The organism is Streptomyces swartbergensis (assembly GCF_002148965.1).
Classification (GTDB): Bacteria; Actinomycetota; Actinomycetes; order Streptomycetales; family Streptomycetaceae; genus Streptomyces; species Streptomyces swartbergensis.
This window is the reverse complement of record NZ_NGFN01000142.1, coordinates 1-20,774: the sequence shown is the minus strand read 5'-3', so window position 1 is coordinate 20,774 and position 20,774 is coordinate 1. Positions and strand designations below refer to the sequence as shown.

Below are 20,774 nucleotides of genomic sequence, written 5' to 3'. Positions count from 1 at the left end.
TCCTTGGCCGCACCGTCGGAGGCCTCCGCGGACCTGCCGGACGCCGGCTGCTGTACGGCGGTCTTCTTCGCCACCATGGCCGCGGCCCCTTCACATATTGTGATCTTGCTCGCGAATCGTGCTGGGACGATAAATCGACTTGAGTCCCGCGGCAACGGGGCACACCGCCCGATTCGCCCGCCTCGCGCACGCCGCGCGGCGAACCTGCATCCGTTGTGCCCAGCTCCCCGCCGGGTAATCCGCCGAGCCGGACGTCCCAGGATCCGAACACCCATACCTCGCCATTCGGGTCATCAAACCCATACGTCACCCATTACGGCGTCCCTCACGGCTCCCTGTCCCCGACCGCCCCGAAAAGCGGTCGGCCGCTGTCCGTGCGGCGCCGTACACTGGGCGGAGCGAGAAGCGTGGATGGGGACGAGTAGCGGCGTACGCAGCCCAGAGCGACCCGGGGACGGTGGAAGCCCGGGGGCGAGCGCGACGTGAAGATCACCCCGGAGCCGCCGGAAGAAAACCGCAGCCGAGCGCCGCGGCCAGTAGAACCGGCATCGCGACCCCAATGAGGGGGCTCACCGGCGCACACCCCGCGCCGGAGGGCCAAGGAGGGTGGTACCGCGGGAGCGCGCCGAAGGCGGCGCAGGCAGACGTAGCTCTCGTCCCTCCGGACGGAAGGCAGCAAGTCCGCCGGAGGAAGCCCGCTCATGACAACGCCGACGTACCGCCAGGTGCCCGCCCAGGTCGACCTGCCCGCCCTCGAGCACGCCGTGCTCGACTTCTGGCGCGAGCAGAAGATCTTCGCCAAGAGCCTGGAGCAGTCCGAGGGCCGCCCCGAGTGGGTGTTCTACGAGGGCCCGCCCACCGCCAACGGCATGCCCGGCGCCCACCACATCGAGGCCCGCGTCTTCAAGGACGTCTTCCCTCGCTTCCGCACCATGCGCGGCTACCACGTGGCCCGCAAGGCCGGCTGGGACTGCCACGGCCTCCCGGTGGAGCTGGCCGTGGAGAAGGAGCTCGGCTTCTCCGGCAAGCAGGACATCGAGACGTACGGCATCGCCGAGTTCAACGCGAAGTGCCGCGAGTCGGTGACCCGGCACACGGACGCGTTCGAAGCGCTCACGACCCGCATGGGCTACTGGACCGACCTCCACGAGCCCTACCGCACCATGGACCCCGAGTACATCGAGTCGGTCTGGTGGTCGCTCAAGGAGATCTTCAACAAGGGCCTGCTGGTCCAGGACCACCGCGTCGCCCCCTGGTGCCCGCGCTGCGGCACCGGCCTGTCCGACCACGAGCTGGCACAGGGCTACGAGACGGTCGTCGACCCGTCCGTGTACGTCCGTTTCCCGCTCACCTCCGGTCCGCTGGCCGGCGAGGCCGCGCTCCTGGTGTGGACGACCACACCCTGGACCCTGGTCTCCAACACGGCGGTCGCCGCGCACCCCGAGGTCACCTACGCCGTCGTGACGAACGGCGAGGAGAAGCTCGTCGTCGCCGAGCTGCTGGTCGCCAAGGCGCTCGGCGAGGGCTGGGAGACCACCGGCCAGACGTTCACGGGCGCCGAGATGGAACGCTGGACGTACCAGCGCCCCTTCGAGCTGGTCGAGTTCCCGGAGACCGAGGGCGGCACGCACTTCGTCGTGAACGCCGACTACGTCACGACCGAGGACGGTACGGGTCTGGTCCACCAGTCCCCCGCCTTCGGTGAGGACGACCTCAGGACGTGCCGCGCCTACGGTCTGCCGTTGGTGAACCCGGTCCGCCAGGACGGCACCTTCGCCGAAGACGTCCCCCTCGTCGGCGGCGTCTTCTTCAAGAAGGCGGACGAAAAGCTCACCGAGGACCTCCAGCAGCGCGGCCTGCTCTTCAAGCACCTCGCGTACGAGCACAGCTACCCGCACTGCTGGCGCTGCCACACCGCGCTCCTCTACTACGCGCAGCCGTCCTGGTACATCCGCACCACCGAGGTCAAGGACCGCCTCCTCGCGGAGAACGAGAACACCAACTGGTTCCCGGACACGGTCAAGAACGGCCGGTACGGCGACTGGCTGAACAACAACATCGACTGGGCGCTGTCCCGCAACCGCTACTGGGGCACGCCGCTGCCGATCTGGCGCTGCGAGGACGACCACCTCACCTGCGTCGGCTCCCTCACGGAGCTGACCGAGCTGACCGGAACCGACCAGTCGGGCCTGGACCCGCACCGCCCGTTCATCGACGGGGTCACCCTCGCCTGTCCGCAGGAGGGCTGCGGGAAGACGGCCACGCGCGTGCCGGAGGTCATCGACGCCTGGTACGACTCGGGTTCGATGCCGTTCGCGCAGTGGGGCTACCCGTACAAGAACAAGGAGACCTTCGAGGCGCGTTACCCGGCGCAGTTCATCTGCGAGGCCATCGACCAGACCCGCGGCTGGTTCTACACGCTGATGGCGGTCGGCACGCTGGTCTTCGACAAGTCCTCGTACGAGAACGTGGTCTGCCTGGGCCACATCCTCGCCGAGGACGGCCGCAAGATGTCCAAGCACTTGGGCAACACCCTGGAGCCGATCCCGCTCATGGACCGGCACGGCGCCGACGCGGTCCGCTGGTTCATGGCGGCCGGCGGCTCCCCGTGGGCGGCCCGCCGCGTCGGCCACGGCACCATCCAGGAGGTCGTCCGCAAGACGCTCCTGACCTACTGGAACACGGTCGCCTTCCAGGCCCTGTACGCCCGCACGTCCGGCTGGGCTCCCTCGGAGGCCGACCCGGCCCCGGCCGACCGCCCGGTCCTGGACCGCTGGCTGCTGTCCGAACTGCACGCGCTCACCGACCAGGTCACCCAGGCCCTCGACGCCTACGACACCCAGCGCGCCGGCAAGCTGCTGTCCGCGTTCGTCGACGACCTGTCGAACTGGTACGTGCGCCGCTCCCGCCGCCGCTTCTGGCAGGGCGACAAGGCGGCGCTGCGCACGCTGCACGAGGTCGTCGAGACGGTGACGCAGCTGATGGCCCCGCTGACCCCGTTCATCACCGAGCGGGTGTGGCAGGACCTGATCGTCCCGGTCACCCCGGGTGCCCCGGAGTCGGTCCACCTGTCGGCCTGGCCCGAGGCGGACCTCACCGCCATCGACCCGGAGCTGTCGAAGCAGATGGTGCTGGTGCGCCGGCTCGTGGAGCTGGGCCGTGCCACGCGCGCGGAGTCGGGCGTCAAGACCCGTCAGCCACTCTCCCGCGCCCTGATCGCGGCGACGGGCTTCGAGACGCTCGACTCGGAACTGCGCACGCAGATCACGGAGGAGCTGAACGTCGAGTCCCTGGCGACGCTGAGCGAGGTCGGCGGCTCCCTGGTCGACACCACCGCCAAGGCCAACTTCCGCGCGCTCGGCAAGCGGTTCGGCAAGCGCGTCCAGGACGTGGCCAAGGCCGTCGCGAACGCGGACGCGGCCGCCCTGTCCCTGGCCCTGCGCGAGGGCACGGCGTCGGTGGAGGTCGACGGCGAGACGGTCACCCTCGCTCCGGACGAGGTGATCATCACGGAGACCCCGCGCGAGGGCTGGTCGGTGGCGTCCGACTCGGGTGCGACGGTGGCGCTGGACCTGGAGATCACGGAAGAGCTCCGCCGTGCGGGTCTGGCCCGTGACGCGATCCGCCTGATCCAGGAGGCCCGCAAGAACAGCGGCCTCGACGTGGCCGACCGGATCGCACTGCGCTGGACCGCCAGGGACCCGGCGACGGTCGCGGCCCTCACCGACCACGCCGGCCTGATCGCCGACGAGGTCCTGTCGACCGACTTCGCCGAAGGCGACGCGGACGACAGCTACGGGAGCCCATTCACGGACGAGGGCCTGACGCTGACGTTCCGCCTGCGCAAGGCGTAGCCACAGGGCGTGACCCACAGGCCGAAGGCCCGGCCCCGCCAAGAATCTTGGTGGGTCCGGGCCTTCGGCGTTGCGTACGCACGAACGCGGTTGCGTAAGCATGAACACGGGTGCGTGCGCACGAACGCGGGTGCTGTGCTCACGAACGCGTAGGGCAAAAGGGCGGGGCCCCGGGTTCACCCCGGGGCCCCGCCCTGAACGCTGCCGACGTCTAGGCCGTACTACTGGCCATCAGGCCGTCAGTTGTCGTCCTCGTCGATCAGGAAGCCCCGCATGGGCGAGGGCGCCTGACCCATCGGCGACGGACCCTGCGGACGCACCGGCGCCATGGGCTGGGTCATCGCCGGGGACATCTGCTGCTGACCGCCGTAGGACGGGCCGGACGGCGAGGGGCCGCCGCCCATCGTCTGGTTGCCACCGCCGTACGACGGGGCGCTCGCGCCGGCCGGTGCCATGGAAGGCGCCGGGGACGGCGGGAGGGAGGCGGTCGCCGGAGTACGCGGCGGGGCCAGCGAGTCGTCGGCCTGGGTCTCCAGCTGACGCAGCTGCGACTCCAGGTACGACTTCAGGCGCGTGCGGTACTCGCGCTCGAAGCCGCGCAGGTCCTCGACCTTGCGCTCCAGCGTGGCGCGGGCGGACTCCAGGGAGCCCATCGCGACGCGGTGCTTCTCCTGCGCGTCCCGCTCCAGGGCGTCGGCCTTGGCACGGGCGTCACGCTCCAGACCCTCGGCACGCGAACGCGCCTCGCCGACGATCTTGTTGGCTTCGGAACGGGCCTCGGCGATCGCCTGGTCGGCGGTCTGCTGGGCCAGCGAGAGGACACGGGCGGCGCTGTCGCCACCGGGGCCTCCTTGACCGGGGCCGCCCATCGGACCGCCCATGGGGCCGCCCATCGGACCACCCATCTGCTGCTGCATAGGGGGCTGGCCCATCGGGCCGGGACCGCCCGGACCCTGGCCCATCGGGCCGGGACCCTGCGGGCCACCCTGACCGCCGGGACCGGCGGGCAGCTGCGGGGCACCGCTCGGCAGCTGGGGCGGACCACCCATGGGGCCACCCATCTGCTGCTGCGGCGGGCCCGATATGCCGGCGGGCACGGGACCACCTGGACCGCGCATGCCCTGCTGCTGCTGTTGCTGCTGCTGATCCTGCTGCTCCGGAGGCTTGCGCATGTTCTGCTGATTCTGGGCAGCAGCGCGCGTGGCCGCGGCCAGCTTGGCGCGCAGGTCCTCGTTCTCGCGGAGCAGGCGGGTCAGTTCGGCTTCGACCTCGTCGAGGAAGGCATCGACCTCGTCCTCGTCATAGCCTTCTCGGAGGCGGACGGTCGTGAACTGCTTGTTCCGCACGTCCTCGGGGGTCAACGGCATCTCTTCACCTCAACGTAGTCGTCGGCATTCGGCAAGACCGTAGTTCACATCGCTCACAGCCGGCTCACGATCGAGATCAGGATGTAGACGATGATCATCAGCACGAAGAAGGACAGGTCGAGCGCCACGCCCCCGAGACGCAGCGGCGGAATGAACCGCCGCAGAAGCTTGAGCGGTGGATCCGTGACAGTGTAGGTGGCCTCCAGAACGACCACCATCGCCTTGCCTGGTTGCCATGAGCGGGCGAACTGGAAGACGTAGTCCATGACCAACCGGAAGATGAGCACGATGAGGAAGCACATCAGCGCGATGTAGACGACATCCAGAACCACGCTCATGACCTCTTGCTTCCCTCTCCCCTGTGCCCTGCTCTGTTACTGCTGTTTCCGGTGTTACGTCTCAGCTCTGGTTGAAGAACCCGCCCTCTGCGATGCGGGCCTTGTCCTCCGCCGTGACATCGACGTTAGCAGGCGACAACAGGAACACCTTCTGCGTCACCCGCTCGATACTGCCGTGAAGACCAAACACCAAACCGGCCGCAAAGTCGACAAGTCGCTTCGCGTCTGTGTCATCCATCTCAGTCAGATTCATGATCACCGGAGTGCCTTCACGGAAGTGTTCCCCGATGGTACGGGCCTCGTTGTAGGTCCGTGGGTGGAGCGTGGTGATCCGGTAAGGCTCTCGTTCGGACACGACCTTGGGCATGATCACCGGTGCGTTCTTCTCCAGACTTGCGCGTTCTTGTGTGATGGATGCCACGGGCGCGATGCGCGCCGGGCGGCCGGATTCCGCGGGTAGCGAAGCGGAACGGGCTGCCGGTTCACGAGGTGCGGGCGGCTGTACGACTCGTACCTCTTCGTCCCTTTGGGGCTGATGTGAGGCATGCGGCTGGTGGGACGGCTCGTGCCGTCGGTGGTCCCGCTCGGGCTCCGGGTCCAGTTCTGGTTCGAAGTCGTCGTCGGGATCGAATCCGCGGCCGTCGTACCCATCGTCCTCCACGAGGCCGAGGTAGACCGCCATCTTGCGCATCGCGCCGGCCATGCTCTGAGTCCTCCGCTCTGTGGTGGATCGGCTGACGACTGCCAAGTGCCCGCGATCCACGAGGTCCTTGAATCCGCCTTTCGGCGGCAATGACCATATTTTCTGCTGTGGTCCGACTTCTTGGCGACGTTACCCGAGCCTGGGGCGGACTCCGAGTACCGCACTGCCGACGCGCACATGTGTCGCTCCGGCCGCAACGGCCTGTTCGAGGTCCGCACTCATCCCTGCCGAGACCATGGTGGCAGCCGGATGACTCCGGCGCAGGTCGGTCGACAAATCCATCAACCGCCCGAACGCCGCCTGTTCGCGTCCCGCGTACTCCCCGGTGAGCGGCGCGACGGTCATCAGTCCGCCGAGCCGCAACCCCGGCGCTTCCGCGACGAGGTCGGCCAACTCTTCGATTCCCGCAGGCGCCACGCCTCCCCGCTCACCCCGCGCGCTCTCGCCGGCGTCGAGTGCGACCTGGATGAGACATCCCAGCTCGCGCCCGGCGCGGACGGCCTCCTTCGACAGAGCTGTGACGAGCTTGGAACGATCGACGGACTGCACGAAGTCCGCGTAACCGGCCACGGATCGCACTTTGTTGGTCTGGAGTTGACCGACAAAATGCCAAGTAAGGGGAAGATCCGCGCAGGCGGCGGACTTCGGTGCCGCGTCCTGGTCGCGGTTCTCGGCGACGTGCCGCACGCCGAGTTCCGAGAGGATCCGCACATCGGTCGCGGGGTAGGTCTTGGTGACCACGATCAGGGTCACCTCTTCGCGCCCCCGCCCCGCGGCCGCGCACGCGTCGGCGATGCGCCGCTCAACTTTCGCCAGATTTGTGGCGAGTTCGTCCTTGCGGTCCGTCATGTCCTATCAGTCCAGCCACACATAGCCCGCGAGCCGACCGGTCGTGCGGTCGCGGCGGTACGAGAAGTGATCCTCCGACTCCAGCGTGCACACCGGCGACTGCGCCCGGTCACACACCCCGAGCCGTTCCAGTTGGGCGTGCACTCCGGCGCTCACGTCGACCGCCGGTGTGCCCCAGCTCGTCTCGGCGTACGCCGCCGGCTCGATGGCGGACACCTCGGCGCGCATCGCCTCGGGCACTTCGTAACACCGGCCGCACACGGTGGGTCCGGTGCGGGCGACGATCCGGGAGGGCTCGGCGCCCAGGTCCGTCATCGCGCGTAGCGCGGCCGGGACGACCCCGGCGATCATGCCGGGGCGGCCCGCGTGGGCCGCGGCGGCGATTCCGGCGACGGGGTCGGCGAGCAGGACCGGCACGCAGTCGGCGGTGAGCACGGCGAGGGGGAGCCCCCGCCGCGTCGTGACGATCGCGTCGACCGACGGAATCTCGGACGAAGATCCCCACGGTCCGTCCACCACCGCCACGTCGGCGCCGTGCACCTGGTTCATCCAGACCACCCGGTCCGGCTCGACGCCCAGGGACTTCGCGGCCAGTTCGCGGTTGGCGCGTACGGCGTCGGGGTCGTCACCGACCGCCCCGCCGAGATTGAGCTCCTCATACGGAGCGGCGCTCACCCCGCCCCACCGGTCGGTGAAGGCGAAGTGGGCGCCGCTCACGCTTTCGCGCTGTCCTATCACGTCAGAAGGATCACTTGAGGAAGTCCGGTACGTCCAGTTCCTCGGCCGCGCTGTCCGAGTAGGTCCGCGGCGCCGGCGGGACCGGCGGGGCGACCGGGATGTCGTTGACCGGCTCCGGAGCGGGCTCCGGGTCCTCCTTCGGGGTCACGCTGCCGAGCGAGCCGAAGGAGGGGCGGCTCTCGGTCTGCCGTGCCGGGGCCGGCTCCTCACGCTTGACCGAGGACGAGCCGAGGACGTTGTCCCGCTTGGAGGGCGGCTGGCCGCCGTCGAAGCCGGCCGCGATCACGGTGACCCGGACCTCGTCGCCCAGGGCGTCGTCGATCACCGCGCCGAAGATGATGTTGGCCTCGGGGTGGGCGGCCTCACTCACCAGCTGGGCGGCCTCGTTGATCTCGAACAGACCGAGGTCCGAGCCACCGGAGATGGAGAGCAGCACACCGCGGGCGCCGTCGATGGACGCCTCCAGCAGCGGCGAGGAGATCGCCATCTCGGCGGCGGCCACCGCGCGGTCGTCGCCGCGGGCGGAGCCGATGCCCATCAGGGCCGAGCCGGCCTCGGACATGACCGACTTGACGTCGGCGAAGTCGAGGTTGATCAGGCCCGGGGTGGTGATGAGGTCGGTGATGCCCTGGACACCCGAGAGCAGGACCTGGTCGGCCGACTTGAAGGCGTCCAGTACCGAGACCTGGCGGTCCGAGATGGACAGCAGCCGGTCGTTCGGGATGACGATGAGGGTGTCGACCTCTTCCCGGAGCTCGGCGATGCCGTCCTCGGCCTGGTTCGCGCGGCGCCGTCCCTCGAAGGTGAACGGGCGCGTCACCACGCCGATGGTGAGGGCACCGAGCGAGCGGGCGATGTTGGCCACGACGGGCGCGCCGCCGGTGCCGGTGCCGCCGCCTTCACCGGCTGTCACGAAGACCATGTCGGCCCCCTTGAGGACCTCCTCGATCTCCTCGCGGTGGTCCTCGGCGGCCTTGCGGCCGACGGCCGGGTTGGCTCCGGCGCCGAGTCCGCGGGTGAGTTCACGGCCGACGTCCAGCTTGACGTCGGCGTCGCTCATCAACAGAGCTTGCGCGTCGGTGTTGATGGCGATGAACTCGACGCCCTTGAGACCGACCTCGATCATCCGGTTGATGGCATTGACACCACCGCCGCCGACACCGATGACTTTGATGACTGCGAGGTAGTTCTGCGGTGCTGCCACGTCGAAGGCCTCTCGCCTCGAGTTACGTGTCGCCGAATCACCGTGGCGCGCTGCGCCCCGCGACCCGACGACTGATGCCGAATGGGACGGTCCGTATCGCCGACCCGAACCCTAACCTTGAAGTTTAGGGTTACCAGTGTGTCTGTTCCTTGGAGTCTTCTGAACAGGACACTAAGTCGACAAGTGGCGCACGTTCAACGAACACGCCGAACCTCCCGTTTTTCTTTTCACCCTATGTGATCAGCCGTAGCACTGCCCAACCAGGGTGCTGGCCTGCGCGGATGTGCGTCAACTCCCCGCTGACGCGGGCGCGGTGGGAACACTCACGTCGAAGTACCGCGCGCCGGGCGAGGCTTTCATCAGGGCCGTGAGGGTACGGGCCTTCGCGGCGCCCTTCTCGCTGCTTCCCCAGACGACCTTACGGCCGTCCCTCAACTCCAGCGAGATGTCGTCATAGGAACGGACCTTGACGGTCCGTGTGTCGCGTGCGACGGCGGCCGGAACGGCACGGGCGACGCCGACCGCCTCGCGCACCAGCCGGGACTCGCCGAAGCGGCGCAGGCTCGCGGCGGCGGAGCTGGACCGGGAGAGCGTCAATTCCAGCGAGGGCACGCCTTTCGGCGCCTTGGAAACCGTGGCGAACCGGACACCTTCATCGTCCACTTCGATGAACTTTCGGCCCTTTTGGACAATCAGAACCGGAGTCCGCTCAACCACTTTCAGGTCGATTCCATGGGGCCAGGAACGGACCACGTCAACCGAGTCAATTCGGGGCAATTTTTGACGCAGCCGCGTCTCGATCGCATCGGTGTCGACGGAAATCAGCGGCTCTCCCAGGGGGACGCCGGCGACCGCCTCGACCTGAGCCGGCGTCAGAACCCGTGTTCCCGACACGGAGACCTGTTCGGCGCGCAGCCACTCGGAGCCGTAGAACAGCCACACCGTCGGGATGCCGAGGAACACCAGGACGAGACCCAGGATGACGATCGCGCGGAGCCGGGCCCGCCTCGACCGCAGGCGGGGCGGCGGGCCGGACGACTCCTGCTGGCGTTCACCGCGCTCGGCGGTGGTCGATCCGGCCACGCTCCCTGCCTTCCGTCATACAGTCCTAGCGGTGTGCACGGCTGGCGGCGATCGCCTCGTACACCATGCCGACGAGCAGGTCGTCGGCGTCCCGGCGGCCGAACTCGGCGGCGGCGCGGGACATCTGGTACAGCCGGTGCGGGTCGGCGAGCACGGGCAGGACGTTCTGCTGGACCCACTCGGGGGTCAGCTCCGCGTCGTCGACCAGCAGGCCGCCGCCGGCCTTGACCACCGGCTGGGCGTTGAGCCGCTGTTCGCCGTTGCCGATGGGCAGCGGGACGTAGGCGGCCGGGAGCCCGACGGCGGAGAGCTCGGCGACGGTCATCGCGCCCGCGCGGCACAGCATCATGTCGGCCGCGGCGTACGCGAGGTCCATCCGGTCCAGGTAACTTACCGGGATGTAGGGGGGCATTCCCGGCATCTGCTGGACGTGCGGCAGTTCGTTCTTCGGTCCGACCGCGTGCAGGATCTGGATTCCGGCCTGCTGGAGCCAGGGCGCTACCGTCTGCACGACCTCGTTGAGGCGGCGGGCGCCCTGGGAGCCGCCGGAGACCAGCAGCGTGGGCAGGTTCGGGTCCAGCCCGAACGCGGCACGGGCCTCGGGGCGCACGGCGGCCCGGTCCAGGGTGGCGATGGCACGGCGCAGCGGGATGCCGATGTAGCGGGAGTTACGCAGCTTGCTGTCCGGGGTGGAGACGGCGACCTGGCTGGCGTACCGCGAGCCGATCTTGTTGGCCAGGCCCGGGCGGGCGTTGGCCTCGTGGATGACGATCGGTACGCCCAGGCGCTTGGCCGCGAGGTAGCCGGGCAGGGCGACGTAGCCACCGAAGCCGACCACGGCGTCCGCCTTGGTGCGCTCCAGGATCTGCTCGGTCGCCTTGATCGTGCCGCGCAGCCGCCCCGGGACGGTGATCAGCTCGGGGGTGGGCTTGCGTGGCAGCGGTACGGCGGGGATCAGCGCGAGTTCGTACCCGCGCTCGGGTACGAGACGTGTCTCCAGGCCTCGCTCCGTGCCCAGGGCCGTGATGCCCACGGTCGGATCCTGCCTGCGCAGGGCGTCCGCGAGGGCGAGCGCGGGCTCGATGTGGCCCGCGGTTCCTCCGCCGGCGAGTACGACATGCACCGAAATTCACCGCTCTCCGGACGAGCGCGCCGCCGAGGCGCGCCGTCGCATCGTGTTCCATCTCCGGGGACTCCGACCGGAACCGGTTCCCCCAGCCCCCCGCTTTCTACCAAAGCGGGGTTGCCGCATCGCAAGCGCTGCCCGCGCAGCGGGCTCGTCGCGCGCGAAGGCGATCAGCAGCCCGATGGCGAACATGGTCGGCAGCAGGGCGGATCCCCCGTAGGAGAACAGCGGGAGGGGGACGCCGGCGATCGGCAGCAGACCGAGCACCGCACCGATGTTGATCACGGCCTGGGCCGTGATCCAGGTGGTCACGCCTCCCGCGGCATACCTCACGAAGGGGTCCTCCGTGCGTCCGGCCACGCGGATACCCGCATAGCCTAGAGCCGCGAAGAGGGCGAGTACCGACAGCGTCCCCGCCAGGCCCAGTTCCTCACCGGTGACGGCGAAGATGAAGTCGGTGTGGGCTTCGGGGAGTTGGCCCCATTTCTCCACACTCGCACCCAGCCCGGAGCCGAAGATTCCGCCGGAGGCGAGGGCGTAGATGCCGTGTACGGCCTGCCAGCAGTCGACCGGGCCGGACTGGGGTTCGGTGGCGCCGAGGCACTGCAGGCGCGCCATGCGGTTCGGGCTGGTCTTGATGAGGATCAGGCCGAGTACGGCGGCGATCGACAGCACTCCGGCGAACAGTCGCGTGGGGGCGCCGGCCAGCCAGAGCAGGCCGAACAGGATGGCCGTGAGGATGATCGCGGTGCCCATGTCGCCGCCGATCATGATCAGCCCGAGCAGCATGAAGGCGGCCGGGACCAGCGGCACCAGCATGTGCTTCCACTGGGTCAGGAGCCTCTTGTCCTGTTTACGGGCGAGCAGGTCGGCACCCCACAGCACGAGGGCGAGCTTGCCGAACTCGCTGGGCTGGATCTGGAAGGAGCCGCCGAGCGCGATCCAGTTCTGGTTGCCGTTGACCGACACTCCTATCCCGGGGACCTGCACCAGGGCCATGAGGAAGACGGCGCCGGCGAGGATCGGATAGGCCAGGGCCCGGTGCAGCTTCACGGGCATCCGGGAGGCGGCGAACAGCAGCCCGGCGCCGATCACGGCGGCCAGCAGCTGCTTGCGGAAGAAGTACGAGCCCGGCAGCGACATCTGGAGCGCGGTGATCTGGGAGGCCGAGTAGACCATCACGAGGCCCAGCACGGTGATCAGCAGACTGCCGCCGAAGATGAGGTAGTAGGCGGTCAGCGGCCGGTCCCAGCCCCTGCGCGCACGGGTGTAGAAGGCCAGGAGGCCGTTCTCACGGGCGAGCCGGGGCGTCGCGGGGCGCTTGGGAGTGCGCGGGACCGGAGGCCGTCCGGTACGGCTGGTGGGCATCGCCGCTCACCCCGCCATGCCGGAGGTCGACGTTCCGCAGCGAACGCTCCCCGGCCGCTCGGGCACCAGCCACATCCGTGTCACGCGTCCCTCCCAGATACGCCCGGCGCCGCCGCCGGGCGAGGCGGACCCGGGTCAGCCGTCGGCGGAGCCGAGCTCGCGGACGGCGTCCGCGAAAGCGTCCCCGCGCTTGTTGTAGTTGGCGAACATGTCCATGGAGGCGCAGGCCGGAGCCAGCAGCACCGTGTCACCGGCCCGAGCGAGCCGCCGCGCCTCCTGAACCGCCGCGCGCATCGCCCCAGTGTCGGTCCGGTCGAGGTCGACGACGGGTACCTCCGGGGCGTGTCGCGCCAGGGCTTCGCGGATCAGCGCGCGGTCCGCGCCGATCAGCACGGCCCCCCGCAGCCGCGGCGCCGACTTGGTGACCAGCTCGTCGAAGGTCGCGCCCTTCGCGAGCCCGCCCGCGATCCACACGATCGACTCGTAGGCCGCCAACGAGGCTTCCGCGGCGTGGGTGTTGGTGGCCTTGGAGTCGTCGACGTACGCGACATCGTCCACGTCGGCCACGTGCGCGATGCGGTGGGCGTCCGGGGTGAACGCCCGCAGGCCGTCCCGTACGGCCTTGGCGGGCACGCCGTAGGCCCGCGCGAGGGCCGCCGCCGCGAGGGCGTTGGCGATGTTGTGCGGGGCCGGAGGGTTGACGTCGGCGACCTCGGCGAGCTCCTGGGCGTTCTTGTGCCGGTTCTCGACGAAGGCACGGTCGACGAGGATGCCCTCGACGACACCGAGTTGGGAGGGCCCGGGCGTGCCGAGGGTGAAGCCGACGGCCCGGCAGCCCTCCTCGACGTCGGCCTCGCGGACCAGGTCCTCGGTGGCCTTGTCGGCAACGTTGTAGACGCAGGCGACGCGGTTGCCCTCGTAGATGCGGCCCTTGTCGGCGGCGTACGCCTCCATGGAGCCGTGCCAGTCGAGGTGGTCGGGGGCGAGGTTGAGCACGGCGGCCGAGTGGGCGCGCAGGGACGGCGCCCAGTGCAGCTGGTAGCTGGACAGCTCCACGGCCAGCACGTCGTACTGCTCCTCGCCGAGCACCGCGTCCAGCAGGGAGACGCCGATGTTGCCGACGGCGGCCGTGCGCAGGCCCGCCGCCTTCAGGATCGAGGCGAGCATCTGCACGGTGGTGGTCTTGCCGTTGGTGCCCGTGACGGCGAGCCACGGGGCCGCGTCGGGGCCGCGCAGGCGCCAGGCCAGCTCGACGTCGCCCCAGACGGGGACGCCCGCCCGCTGAGCCGCCGCGAACAGCGGCTTGTCCGGCTTCCAGCCGGGCGCGGTGACGATCAGCTCGGTGCCCTCGGGCAGGGTGTCGCCGTCACCGAGGCGCACGGTGATGCCGAGCGCCTCCAGTTCGGCGGCCTGCGCCCGCGCGCGCTCGTCGGCGCCGTCGTTGACGGCCGTGACGACCGCGCCGAGGCCGTGCAGCACCTTGGCCGCCGGGAGGCCGGAGACGCCGAGCCCGGCGACGGTGACGTGCTTGCCCTTGAGCTCCGAAGACACCGAGGAGGTCACTTGTCCGCTGCCCATCCTGCATAGAAGAGGCCCAGTCCGACAATCACACAGATGCCCTGAATGATCCAGAAGCGGACCACGACGAGCACTTCCGACCAGCCCTTGAGTTCGAAGTGGTGCTGGAGTGGCGCCATCCGGAAGACGCGCTTCCCGGTGAGGCGGAAGGAGCCGACCTGGATCACCACGGACATGGTGATCAGCACGAAGAGACCGCCGAGGATGGCGAGCAGCAGCTCGGTGCGGGAGCAGATCGCGAGGCCGGCGAGCACACCGCCGAGCGCGAGCGAACCGGTGTCCCCCATGAAGATCTTGGCCGGCGAGGTGTTCCACCACAGGAAGCCCAGGCAGGCGCCCATCAGCGCGGAGGCGACCACCGCGAGGTCGAGGGGATCGCGCACCTCGTAGCACGCGCCCGGGTTGGTCAGCGTCTGCGCGTTGGCGCAGGACTCCTGGAACTGCCAGACGCCGATGAAGGTGTAGGCGCCGAAGACGAGCACCGAGGCGCCGGTGGCCAGACCGTCCAGACCGTCGGTGAGGTTCACGCCGTTCGACATCGCGAGGATCATGAACAGCGCCCAGACCACGAACAGCACGGGGCCGATCGTCCAGCCGAAGTCCGTGATGAACGACAGCTTCGTGGAGGCCGGGGTGTTGCCGCGGTTGTCCGCGAACTGGAGTGAGAGCACCGCGAAGGCGATGCCGACGGTCAGCTGGCCGGCCATCTTCGCCTTGGCCCGCAGGCCCAGCGAACGCCGCTTGACGATCTTGATGTAGTCGTCGAGGAAGCCGACCAGGCCCATGCCGACCATCAGGCCGAGCACCAGCAGACCCGAGAAGGTCGGCGCCGCGTCGACGTCCGGGTCGAGATAGCCCGTGATCACCTTGGCCAGGAAGTACGCGGCGACCGTCGCCAGGATGAAGGCGATACCGCCCATGGTCGGCGTACCGCGCTTGCTGCCGTGCGTGCGCGGGCCGTCGTCGCGGATGTACTGGCCGTAGCCCTTGCGCGCGAGCAGCTTGATCAGCAGCGGGGTGCCGACCAGGGTCAGGAAGAGGCCAATGACTCCTGCGAACAGGATCTGCTTCATCATCGGGCGGAAACCTCACCCTCGGCACCGGACTCGAGCAGCGCCTGCGCCACGCTCTCGAGGCCGACCGAACGGGACGCCTTCACGAGTACGACGTCCCCCGGGCGCAACTCGCTGCGCAACAGGTCGACCGCCGCCTGTGCGTCGGACACGTGCACCGACTCCTCACCCCACGAACCCTCGTTATATGCGCCCAGTTGCAGCCAGGCGGCTTCCCTGCCACCGACCGCGACGAGCTTGCTGACGTTGAGCCGGACGGCGAGCCGTCCGACCGCGTCGTGCTCGGCGAGAGCCTCGTCCCCGAGCTCGGCCATCTTGCCGAGCACCGCCCACGTACGACGCCCCTTGCCGATGGCCACGAGCGCGCGCAGCGCGGCCTTCATGGACTCGGGGTTCGCGTTGTAGGCGTCGTTGACGACCGTCACGCCGTCCGGGCGCTCGGTGACCTCCATCCGCCAGCGGGAGAGGGAGCCCGCCTCGGAGAGCGCGACGGCGATCTCGTCTGCGGACATGCCCAACTCGTGGGCGACGGCGGCCGCGGCGAGCGCGTTCGACACGTGGTGCTCACCGTACAGGCGCATGGTCACATCGCTTGCACCGGAGGGTGTGTGAAGCCTGAACGCGGGCTGTCCCGTGTCCGTGAGTCGCACGTTCTCGGCGCGAACGTCCGCTTCGTCGGACTCTCCGAAGAAGATCACCTTCGCCTTCGTACGGGAGGCCATGGCCCGTACGTAGGGGTCGTCCGCGTTGAGGACGGCGGTCCCGCCCTCGGCCTCGGACGGCAGGGACTCGACGAGTTCGCCCTTGGCCTGCGCGATCTGCTCACGGCCGCCGAACTCGCCGATGTGGGCGCTGCCGACGTTGAGGACGAGGCCGACCTTCGGGGGCGTCAGGCCGGTGAGGTAGCGGATGTGCCCGATGCCGCGGGCGCCCATCTCCAGGACGAGGAACCGGGTCTCCTCGGTGGCGCTGAGCGCGGTCAGCGGCAGCCCGATCTCGTTGTTGAGCGAGCCGGGCGTGAAGACCGTCGGCGCCTTGCGCTGGAGCACCTGCGCGATCAGGTCCTTGGTGCTGGTCTTGCCCGCCGAGCCGGTGAGGGCGACGAGGGTGGCACCGAGACGTCGTACGACGTGCCGCGCGAGGGCGCCGAGGGCGACCTGGACGTCGTCCACGACGATCGCGGGCACGCCGACGGGCCGGGTGCCGAGCACGGCCACCGCTCCCGCCTCGACGACCGCGGCCGCGAAGTCGTGGCCGTCCACGCGCTCGCCGGCGAAGGCGACGAACAGGCTGCCCGGTCCCGCCTCGCGGGAGTCCCGGACGACCGGGCCGGTGACCTGGACGGTCGGATCCGGTATGTCGTGCGTCTGCCCGCCGACGACTTCTGCGATCTCGGCGAGGGAGAGGGCGATCACAAGTTCATCCCCTGGATCATGCGGGATTTCATCCCTGGGTCTTCTGAATGGCCTGGGTCTTCTGAATGGCTTCGCGAAGCACCTGGCGGTCGTCGAAGGGACGGACCACCCCGGCGATGTCCTGGCCCTGCTCGTGGCCCTTGCCCGCGACCAGCACGGTGTCGCCGGGCTCGGCTCGGGCGACGGCGGCGGCGATCGCGGCGGCCCGGTCCTCGAAGACCGCCACTTCGCCGCGCTCGTGCGCGGGCACCGAGGCCGCGCCCTGGAGCATCGTGGCGAGGATCGCGAGGGGGTCCTCACCACGGGGGTTGTCGGAGGTCAGTACGGCGGTGTCGGCGAGCCGGGCCGCGGCGGCGCCCATCGGCTCCCGCTTGGTCCTGTCCCGGTCGCCGCCGCAGCCGAGGACGATGTGCAGCTTGCCCTCGGTGACCTTGCGCAGGGCGCGCAGCACCGACTCGACGGCGTCGGTCTTGTGCGCGTAGTCGACGACCGCGAGGTAGGGCTGTCCGGCGTCCACGCGCTCCAGGCGGCCCGGCACGCCGGGTACGGCGGCGACGCCGTCGGCGGCGGACTGCGGGTCGAGCCCGGCGACGGCGAGGGCGACGATCGCGGCGAGGGTGTTGGCCACGTTGAAGGGGCCCGGCAGCGGCGACTTGGCGCTGATCCGCTCGCCCTTGGGCCCGATGACGGTGAACGTCGAGTCCAGCCGGCCCACCTCGACGTCCTCGGCGCGCCAGTCGGCGTCGGGGTGGCCCTCGGCGGAGTAGGTGACGACCGGGACCGTGGCCTCCTTGGCCAGCCTGCGGCCGTACTCGTCGTCGACGTTGACCACGCCGAGTTTGCCCCGTTTCGGGGTGAACAGTTGCGCCTTCGCCTGGAAGTAGTCCTCCATGTCGGAGTGGAACTCCATGTGTTCCGGGCTGAGGTTGGTGAAGACGCCGATGTCGAAGACGCAGCCGTCGACGCGTCCGAGCACCAGGGCGTGGCTGGAGACCTCCATGGCGACCGCGTCGACGCCGCGTTCGCGCATGACGGCGAAGAGGGCCTGGAGGTCGGTGGCCTCGGGGGTGGTGCGCTCGGACTTGATGCGCTCGTCGCCGATGCGCATCTCGACCGTGCCGATCAGGCCGGTGGACCTGACGGTCTTCAGGCCGCCCTCGACGAGGTAGGCGGTGGTGGTCTTGCCGGAGGTGCCGGTGATGCCGATCTGGAGGAGGTCCCGGCCGGGGTGGCCGTAGATCGTGGCCGCCAGCTCGCCCATCCGTCCGCGGGGGTCGTCGACGACCAGGACCGGCAGCCCCGAGGCCGCGGCGCGCTCGGCGCCGGTGGGGTCCGTCAGCACGGCGGCCGCGCCGAGGCTCGCGGCCTGGTCGACGAAGTCGGCGCCGTGCAGGCGGGCGCCCGGGAGGGCGGCGTACAGGTCGCCGGGGCGCACGGCGCGCGAGTCGTGGGTGATGCCCGTGACGTCGGCGGCGCCCTCCGGCGCGGGAGCWCCCAGCTGTTCGGCCAGTTCCGCGAGGGGTGTGGCGGAGACGTGCGCCGGCCTGGGCGGCCCGGGGTATGTCACGGGATGGCCCTTCTGGGTGGTTTGGGACTGATCAGCGTGTGGCACGGCGGTGAGCGTACCGGGCGTACCCGCCTCCGGGCGAAGTGAGGGGCGGGGGCTGCTCTGGTTCCCCGGGTCCGGGGTGATCGTTGTCACGAGGTGGTTCCTGGTTGGTTCCGTGCCGACCGGGGCCTGCGGCCGGTCAGCGCTTGAAGGTGACCGGGAGCTTGGCCGGCTTGGCCCCGGTCGGCGGGACCTGAAGGGACTTCAGTGCGAACTCCATGACCTGCTTGTAGACGGGGCCGCAGATCTGGCCGCCGAAGTAGTTGCCCTTGGTGGCGTTCTGGATGGCGCAGTAGACGGTGATGCGGGGCTTGTCGGCGGGCGCGAATCCGGCGAACGACGACGTGTAGCCCTTGTACATGCCGGTGGCCGGATCCACGCGGTTGGCCGTGCCCGTCTTGCCCGCGACGCGGTAGCCGGGGATACGCGCCTTGGTGCCGGTGCCCTCCTCGTCGTCCACGACCGACTCCAGCATCTGGGCGAGGGTCTTCGCCGTCTTGGCGCTGACGACACGGGTCTTCTCGGGCTTGGGGGCCGGGGTGAAGCGGCCGTCGGGGCCCTTGGTGCCGCGTACGAGCGTGGGTTCGACGCGGACGCCGCCGTTGGCGATGGTCGAGTACACCGATGCCGCCTGCATGGCGTTGATGGAGACGCCCTGGCCGAAAGGGATCGTGTACTGCTGCGAGGTGGACCACTTGTCGGGCGGGGCGAGGATGCCCTTGGTCTCGCCGGGGAAGTTGAGCCCGGTGTAGCTGCCGAGGCCGAACTTGCGCAGGTAGTCGTAGAGGACCTTGTTGGACTGGGCCTGGGTCTTGCCGAGCTGCCCGGTGGCGAGGATGGTGCCGATGTTGCTGGACTTGGCGAGGACGCCGTTGAGCGTCAGGTACCAGGTCGGGTGGTTCACGTCGTCCTTGAAGAGCCGGTCGCCGCGGTGCAGCCGGTTGGGCACGACGACGTGGGTCATCGGGGTGGCGGCGCCCTCCTGGAGGACGGCCGCCATCGACATGACCTTGGCGGTGGAGCCGGGTTCGAAGGCGTCCTGGAGGGCCGCGTTGCCGAGGGCGGCCGAGTCGGCGCCGGACAGGTCGTTCGGGTCGAAGCCGGGCGAGTTGGCCATGGCCAGGACCTGACCGGTGCGGGTGTCCTGGACGATGACGTAGCCGCGGTCGGCCGCGGACTCCTTCACCTGGTCGCTGATGGCCTTCTGGGCGGCCCACTGGATGTCGCGGTCGATGGTGAGTTCGACGTCGCTGCCGGGCACGGCGGGGGTCTCGGTGGAACCCGCGGTGGGAACGAGCCGGCCGCCGGACTGGGCGTAGCGGATCTTGCCGTCCTTGCCGGCCAGCCGCTTGTTCAGCTGGAGCTCGATGCCGCCGCCGGGCTTGCCCTCGCCGTTGACCCAGCCCAGTATCCCGGCGGCGAGGTCGCCGTTGGGGTACACGCGCTTGCTGGTGGCGACGGAGAAGACGCCCGCGAGGACGTTGTGCGCGGACTTGTCCGTCTCCTCCTTCTTGGCGAGGGCGGACTTCAGGTCCTTGATCTGCTTCCAGACCTGCGGGGTCTGGCGGGAGGCCAGCTTGACGTAGCGCAGCGCCTTGTTCTTCGGCCGCAGCTTCTGGACCAGGGTCTCCTGCTCCTGGCCGAGGATCGGCGCGAGCAGCGCGGCCGCCTGCTCGGGCCCGTCCCCGATCTTCAGCTGGCCGGGGGCGAACATCGTGGGGTCGGCCGTGATGTCGTAGGCGTCCTCACTGGTCGCCAGGGCCACACCGGACCTGTCGGTGATCTCCCCGCGGTCCGCGGCCAGCACCTGCCCGACGTACCTGTTCTGCTCGGCCTTGGCGGCATACGTGCTCGCGTCGACGGCCTGCACCTGGAACAGCCGCACGACGAAGGCGATCAGCACCAGCGTCAGCGCGAGCCCGACCAGACGCAGCCGCGGGCGGGGGCTGCCCAGCCGGAGGGGCTTGGGCGCCGCCGGACGAGCCGAGGCCGGGCGACGGGCCGGACGGGCACCGGGGCCGGGCCGGCGCCGGGCGTCGGGACGAGCGGGCCTGGCCGGGCCGGGCACGCGGCGGCGCCGGGGTTCCCTGTCGGTCACTTCCGTCACCTGCCGGGGTTCGAGGCGGACTGGGGACTGCCCGACGCGATCACGGTCAGGCGCGGGCCGGGACGGCACCCGACACAGCGGCCGGCGGTCGGCGACGGCCGCTCCACCGCCGCACGGCGCGCGCCGCGACGACCGCGGGCGTCGGGGCGAGCGGGCCTGGCCGGGCCGGGCACGCGGCGGCGCCGGGGTTCCCTGTCGGTCACTTCCGTCACCTGCCGGGGTTCGAGGCGGACTGGGGACTGGCGGACGCGATCACGGTCAGGCGCGGGCCGGGACGGCACCCGGCACAGCGGCCGGCGGTCGGCGACGGCCGGGACGACGGCCGCTCCGCCGCCGCACGGCACGCGGCGCGGCCGCCGCGG

At 70.1% G+C, this 20,774-nt stretch carries 15 protein-coding genes; 1 reads left to right on the top strand and 14 read right to left on the bottom strand.

Going from position 1 to position 20,774, the window contains the following annotated elements:
• Positions 1 to 701: 701 nt before the first annotated feature.
• Positions 702 to 3,854: an isoleucine--tRNA ligase gene (gene ileS / locus CA983_RS22490; RefSeq protein WP_086602707.1), complete on the top strand. Its 3,153-nt coding sequence runs from the start codon at positions 702 to 704 to the stop codon at positions 3,852 to 3,854.
• A gap of 239 nt (positions 3,855 to 4,093) precedes the next feature.
• Here ileS and CA983_RS22485 read toward each other — a convergent pair whose 3' ends face one another.
• The 14 genes from CA983_RS22485 to CA983_RS22415 all read right to left on the bottom strand — a co-directional run bounded on the left by CA983_RS22485 (position 4,094) and on the right by CA983_RS22415 (position 20,403).
• Positions 4,094 to 5,221, bottom strand: coding sequence for a DivIVA domain-containing protein (locus CA983_RS22485; RefSeq protein ID WP_158101880.1), 1,128 nt, complete (start codon positions 5,219 to 5,221; stop codon positions 4,094 to 4,096).
• A gap of 53 nt (positions 5,222 to 5,274) precedes the next feature.
• Positions 5,275 to 5,559, bottom strand: a complete 285-nt coding sequence (locus CA983_RS22480; protein WP_007448661.1) for a YggT family protein — start codon at positions 5,557 to 5,559, stop codon at positions 5,275 to 5,277.
• Positions 5,560 to 5,620: 61 nt separating this feature from the next.
• A complete protein-coding gene (locus tag CA983_RS22475) occupies positions 5,621 to 6,262 on the bottom strand; it encodes a cell division protein SepF (RefSeq protein ID WP_086602706.1) in 642 nt (213 codons plus the stop codon).
• 129 nt (positions 6,263 to 6,391) lie between these two features.
• Positions 6,392 to 7,111 carry a YggS family pyridoxal phosphate-dependent enzyme gene (locus CA983_RS22470; protein ID WP_086602705.1) on the bottom strand — a complete coding sequence of 240 codons (720 nt, stop codon included), beginning with the start codon at positions 7,109 to 7,111 and terminating at the stop codon, positions 6,392 to 6,394.
• Positions 7,112 to 7,117: 6 nt separating this feature from the next.
• Positions 7,118 to 7,849 (bottom strand): peptidoglycan editing factor PgeF, encoded by a 732-nt coding sequence (gene pgeF, locus CA983_RS22465; protein WP_086602704.1) that lies wholly within the window; start codon positions 7,847 to 7,849, stop codon positions 7,118 to 7,120.
• Positions 7,850 to 7,859: 10 nt separating this feature from the next.
• Positions 7,860 to 9,053, bottom strand: a complete 1,194-nt coding sequence (gene ftsZ / locus CA983_RS22460; RefSeq protein WP_086602703.1) for a cell division protein FtsZ — start codon at positions 9,051 to 9,053, stop codon at positions 7,860 to 7,862.
• Between the two features lie 288 nt (positions 9,054 to 9,341).
• Positions 9,342 to 10,136 (bottom strand): cell division protein FtsQ/DivIB, encoded by a 795-nt coding sequence (locus tag CA983_RS22450; protein WP_086602701.1) that lies wholly within the window; start codon positions 10,134 to 10,136, stop codon positions 9,342 to 9,344.
• 25 nt (positions 10,137 to 10,161) lie between these two features.
• Positions 10,162 to 11,259, bottom strand: a complete 1,098-nt coding sequence (gene murG / locus CA983_RS22445; RefSeq protein WP_086602700.1) for an undecaprenyldiphospho-muramoylpentapeptide beta-N-acetylglucosaminyltransferase — start codon at positions 11,257 to 11,259, stop codon at positions 10,162 to 10,164.
• Between the two features lie 6 nt (positions 11,260 to 11,265).
• Complete coding sequence (gene ftsW, locus CA983_RS22440; protein ID WP_086602699.1) at positions 11,266 to 12,630, bottom strand: putative lipid II flippase FtsW; 1,365 nt, start codon at positions 12,628 to 12,630, stop codon at positions 11,266 to 11,268.
• Positions 12,631 to 12,765: 135 nt separating this feature from the next.
• The gene (murD, locus tag CA983_RS22435; RefSeq protein WP_208637015.1) at positions 12,766 to 14,208 is read right to left on the bottom strand and encodes a UDP-N-acetylmuramoyl-L-alanine--D-glutamate ligase; all 1,443 of its coding nucleotides are present in this window, start codon (positions 14,206 to 14,208) and stop codon (positions 12,766 to 12,768) included.
• Positions 14,190 to 15,281 carry a phospho-N-acetylmuramoyl-pentapeptide-transferase gene (gene mraY / locus CA983_RS22430; RefSeq protein ID WP_086602708.1) on the bottom strand — a complete coding sequence of 364 codons (1,092 nt, stop codon included), beginning with the start codon at positions 15,279 to 15,281 and terminating at the stop codon, positions 14,190 to 14,192. The genes murD and mraY overlap by 19 nt, the downstream gene beginning before the upstream one ends.
• Positions 15,281 to 16,696, bottom strand: a complete 1,416-nt coding sequence (locus tag CA983_RS22425) for a UDP-N-acetylmuramoyl-tripeptide--D-alanyl-D-alanine ligase (RefSeq protein WP_086602697.1) — start codon at positions 16,694 to 16,696, stop codon at positions 15,281 to 15,283. The genes mraY and CA983_RS22425 overlap by 1 nt, the downstream gene beginning before the upstream one ends.
• A 28-nt stretch (positions 16,697 to 16,724) precedes the next feature.
• On the bottom strand, positions 16,725 to 18,263 hold the full coding sequence (locus tag CA983_RS22420; protein WP_086602696.1) for a UDP-N-acetylmuramoyl-L-alanyl-D-glutamate--2,6-diaminopimelate ligase: 1,539 nt from the start codon (positions 18,261 to 18,263) through the stop codon (positions 16,725 to 16,727).
• Between the two features lie 181 nt (positions 18,264 to 18,444).
• Complete coding sequence (locus CA983_RS22415) at positions 18,445 to 20,403, bottom strand: peptidoglycan D,D-transpeptidase FtsI family protein (RefSeq protein WP_279628455.1); 1,959 nt, start codon at positions 20,401 to 20,403, stop codon at positions 18,445 to 18,447.
• Positions 20,404 to 20,774: the final 371 nt, after the last annotated feature.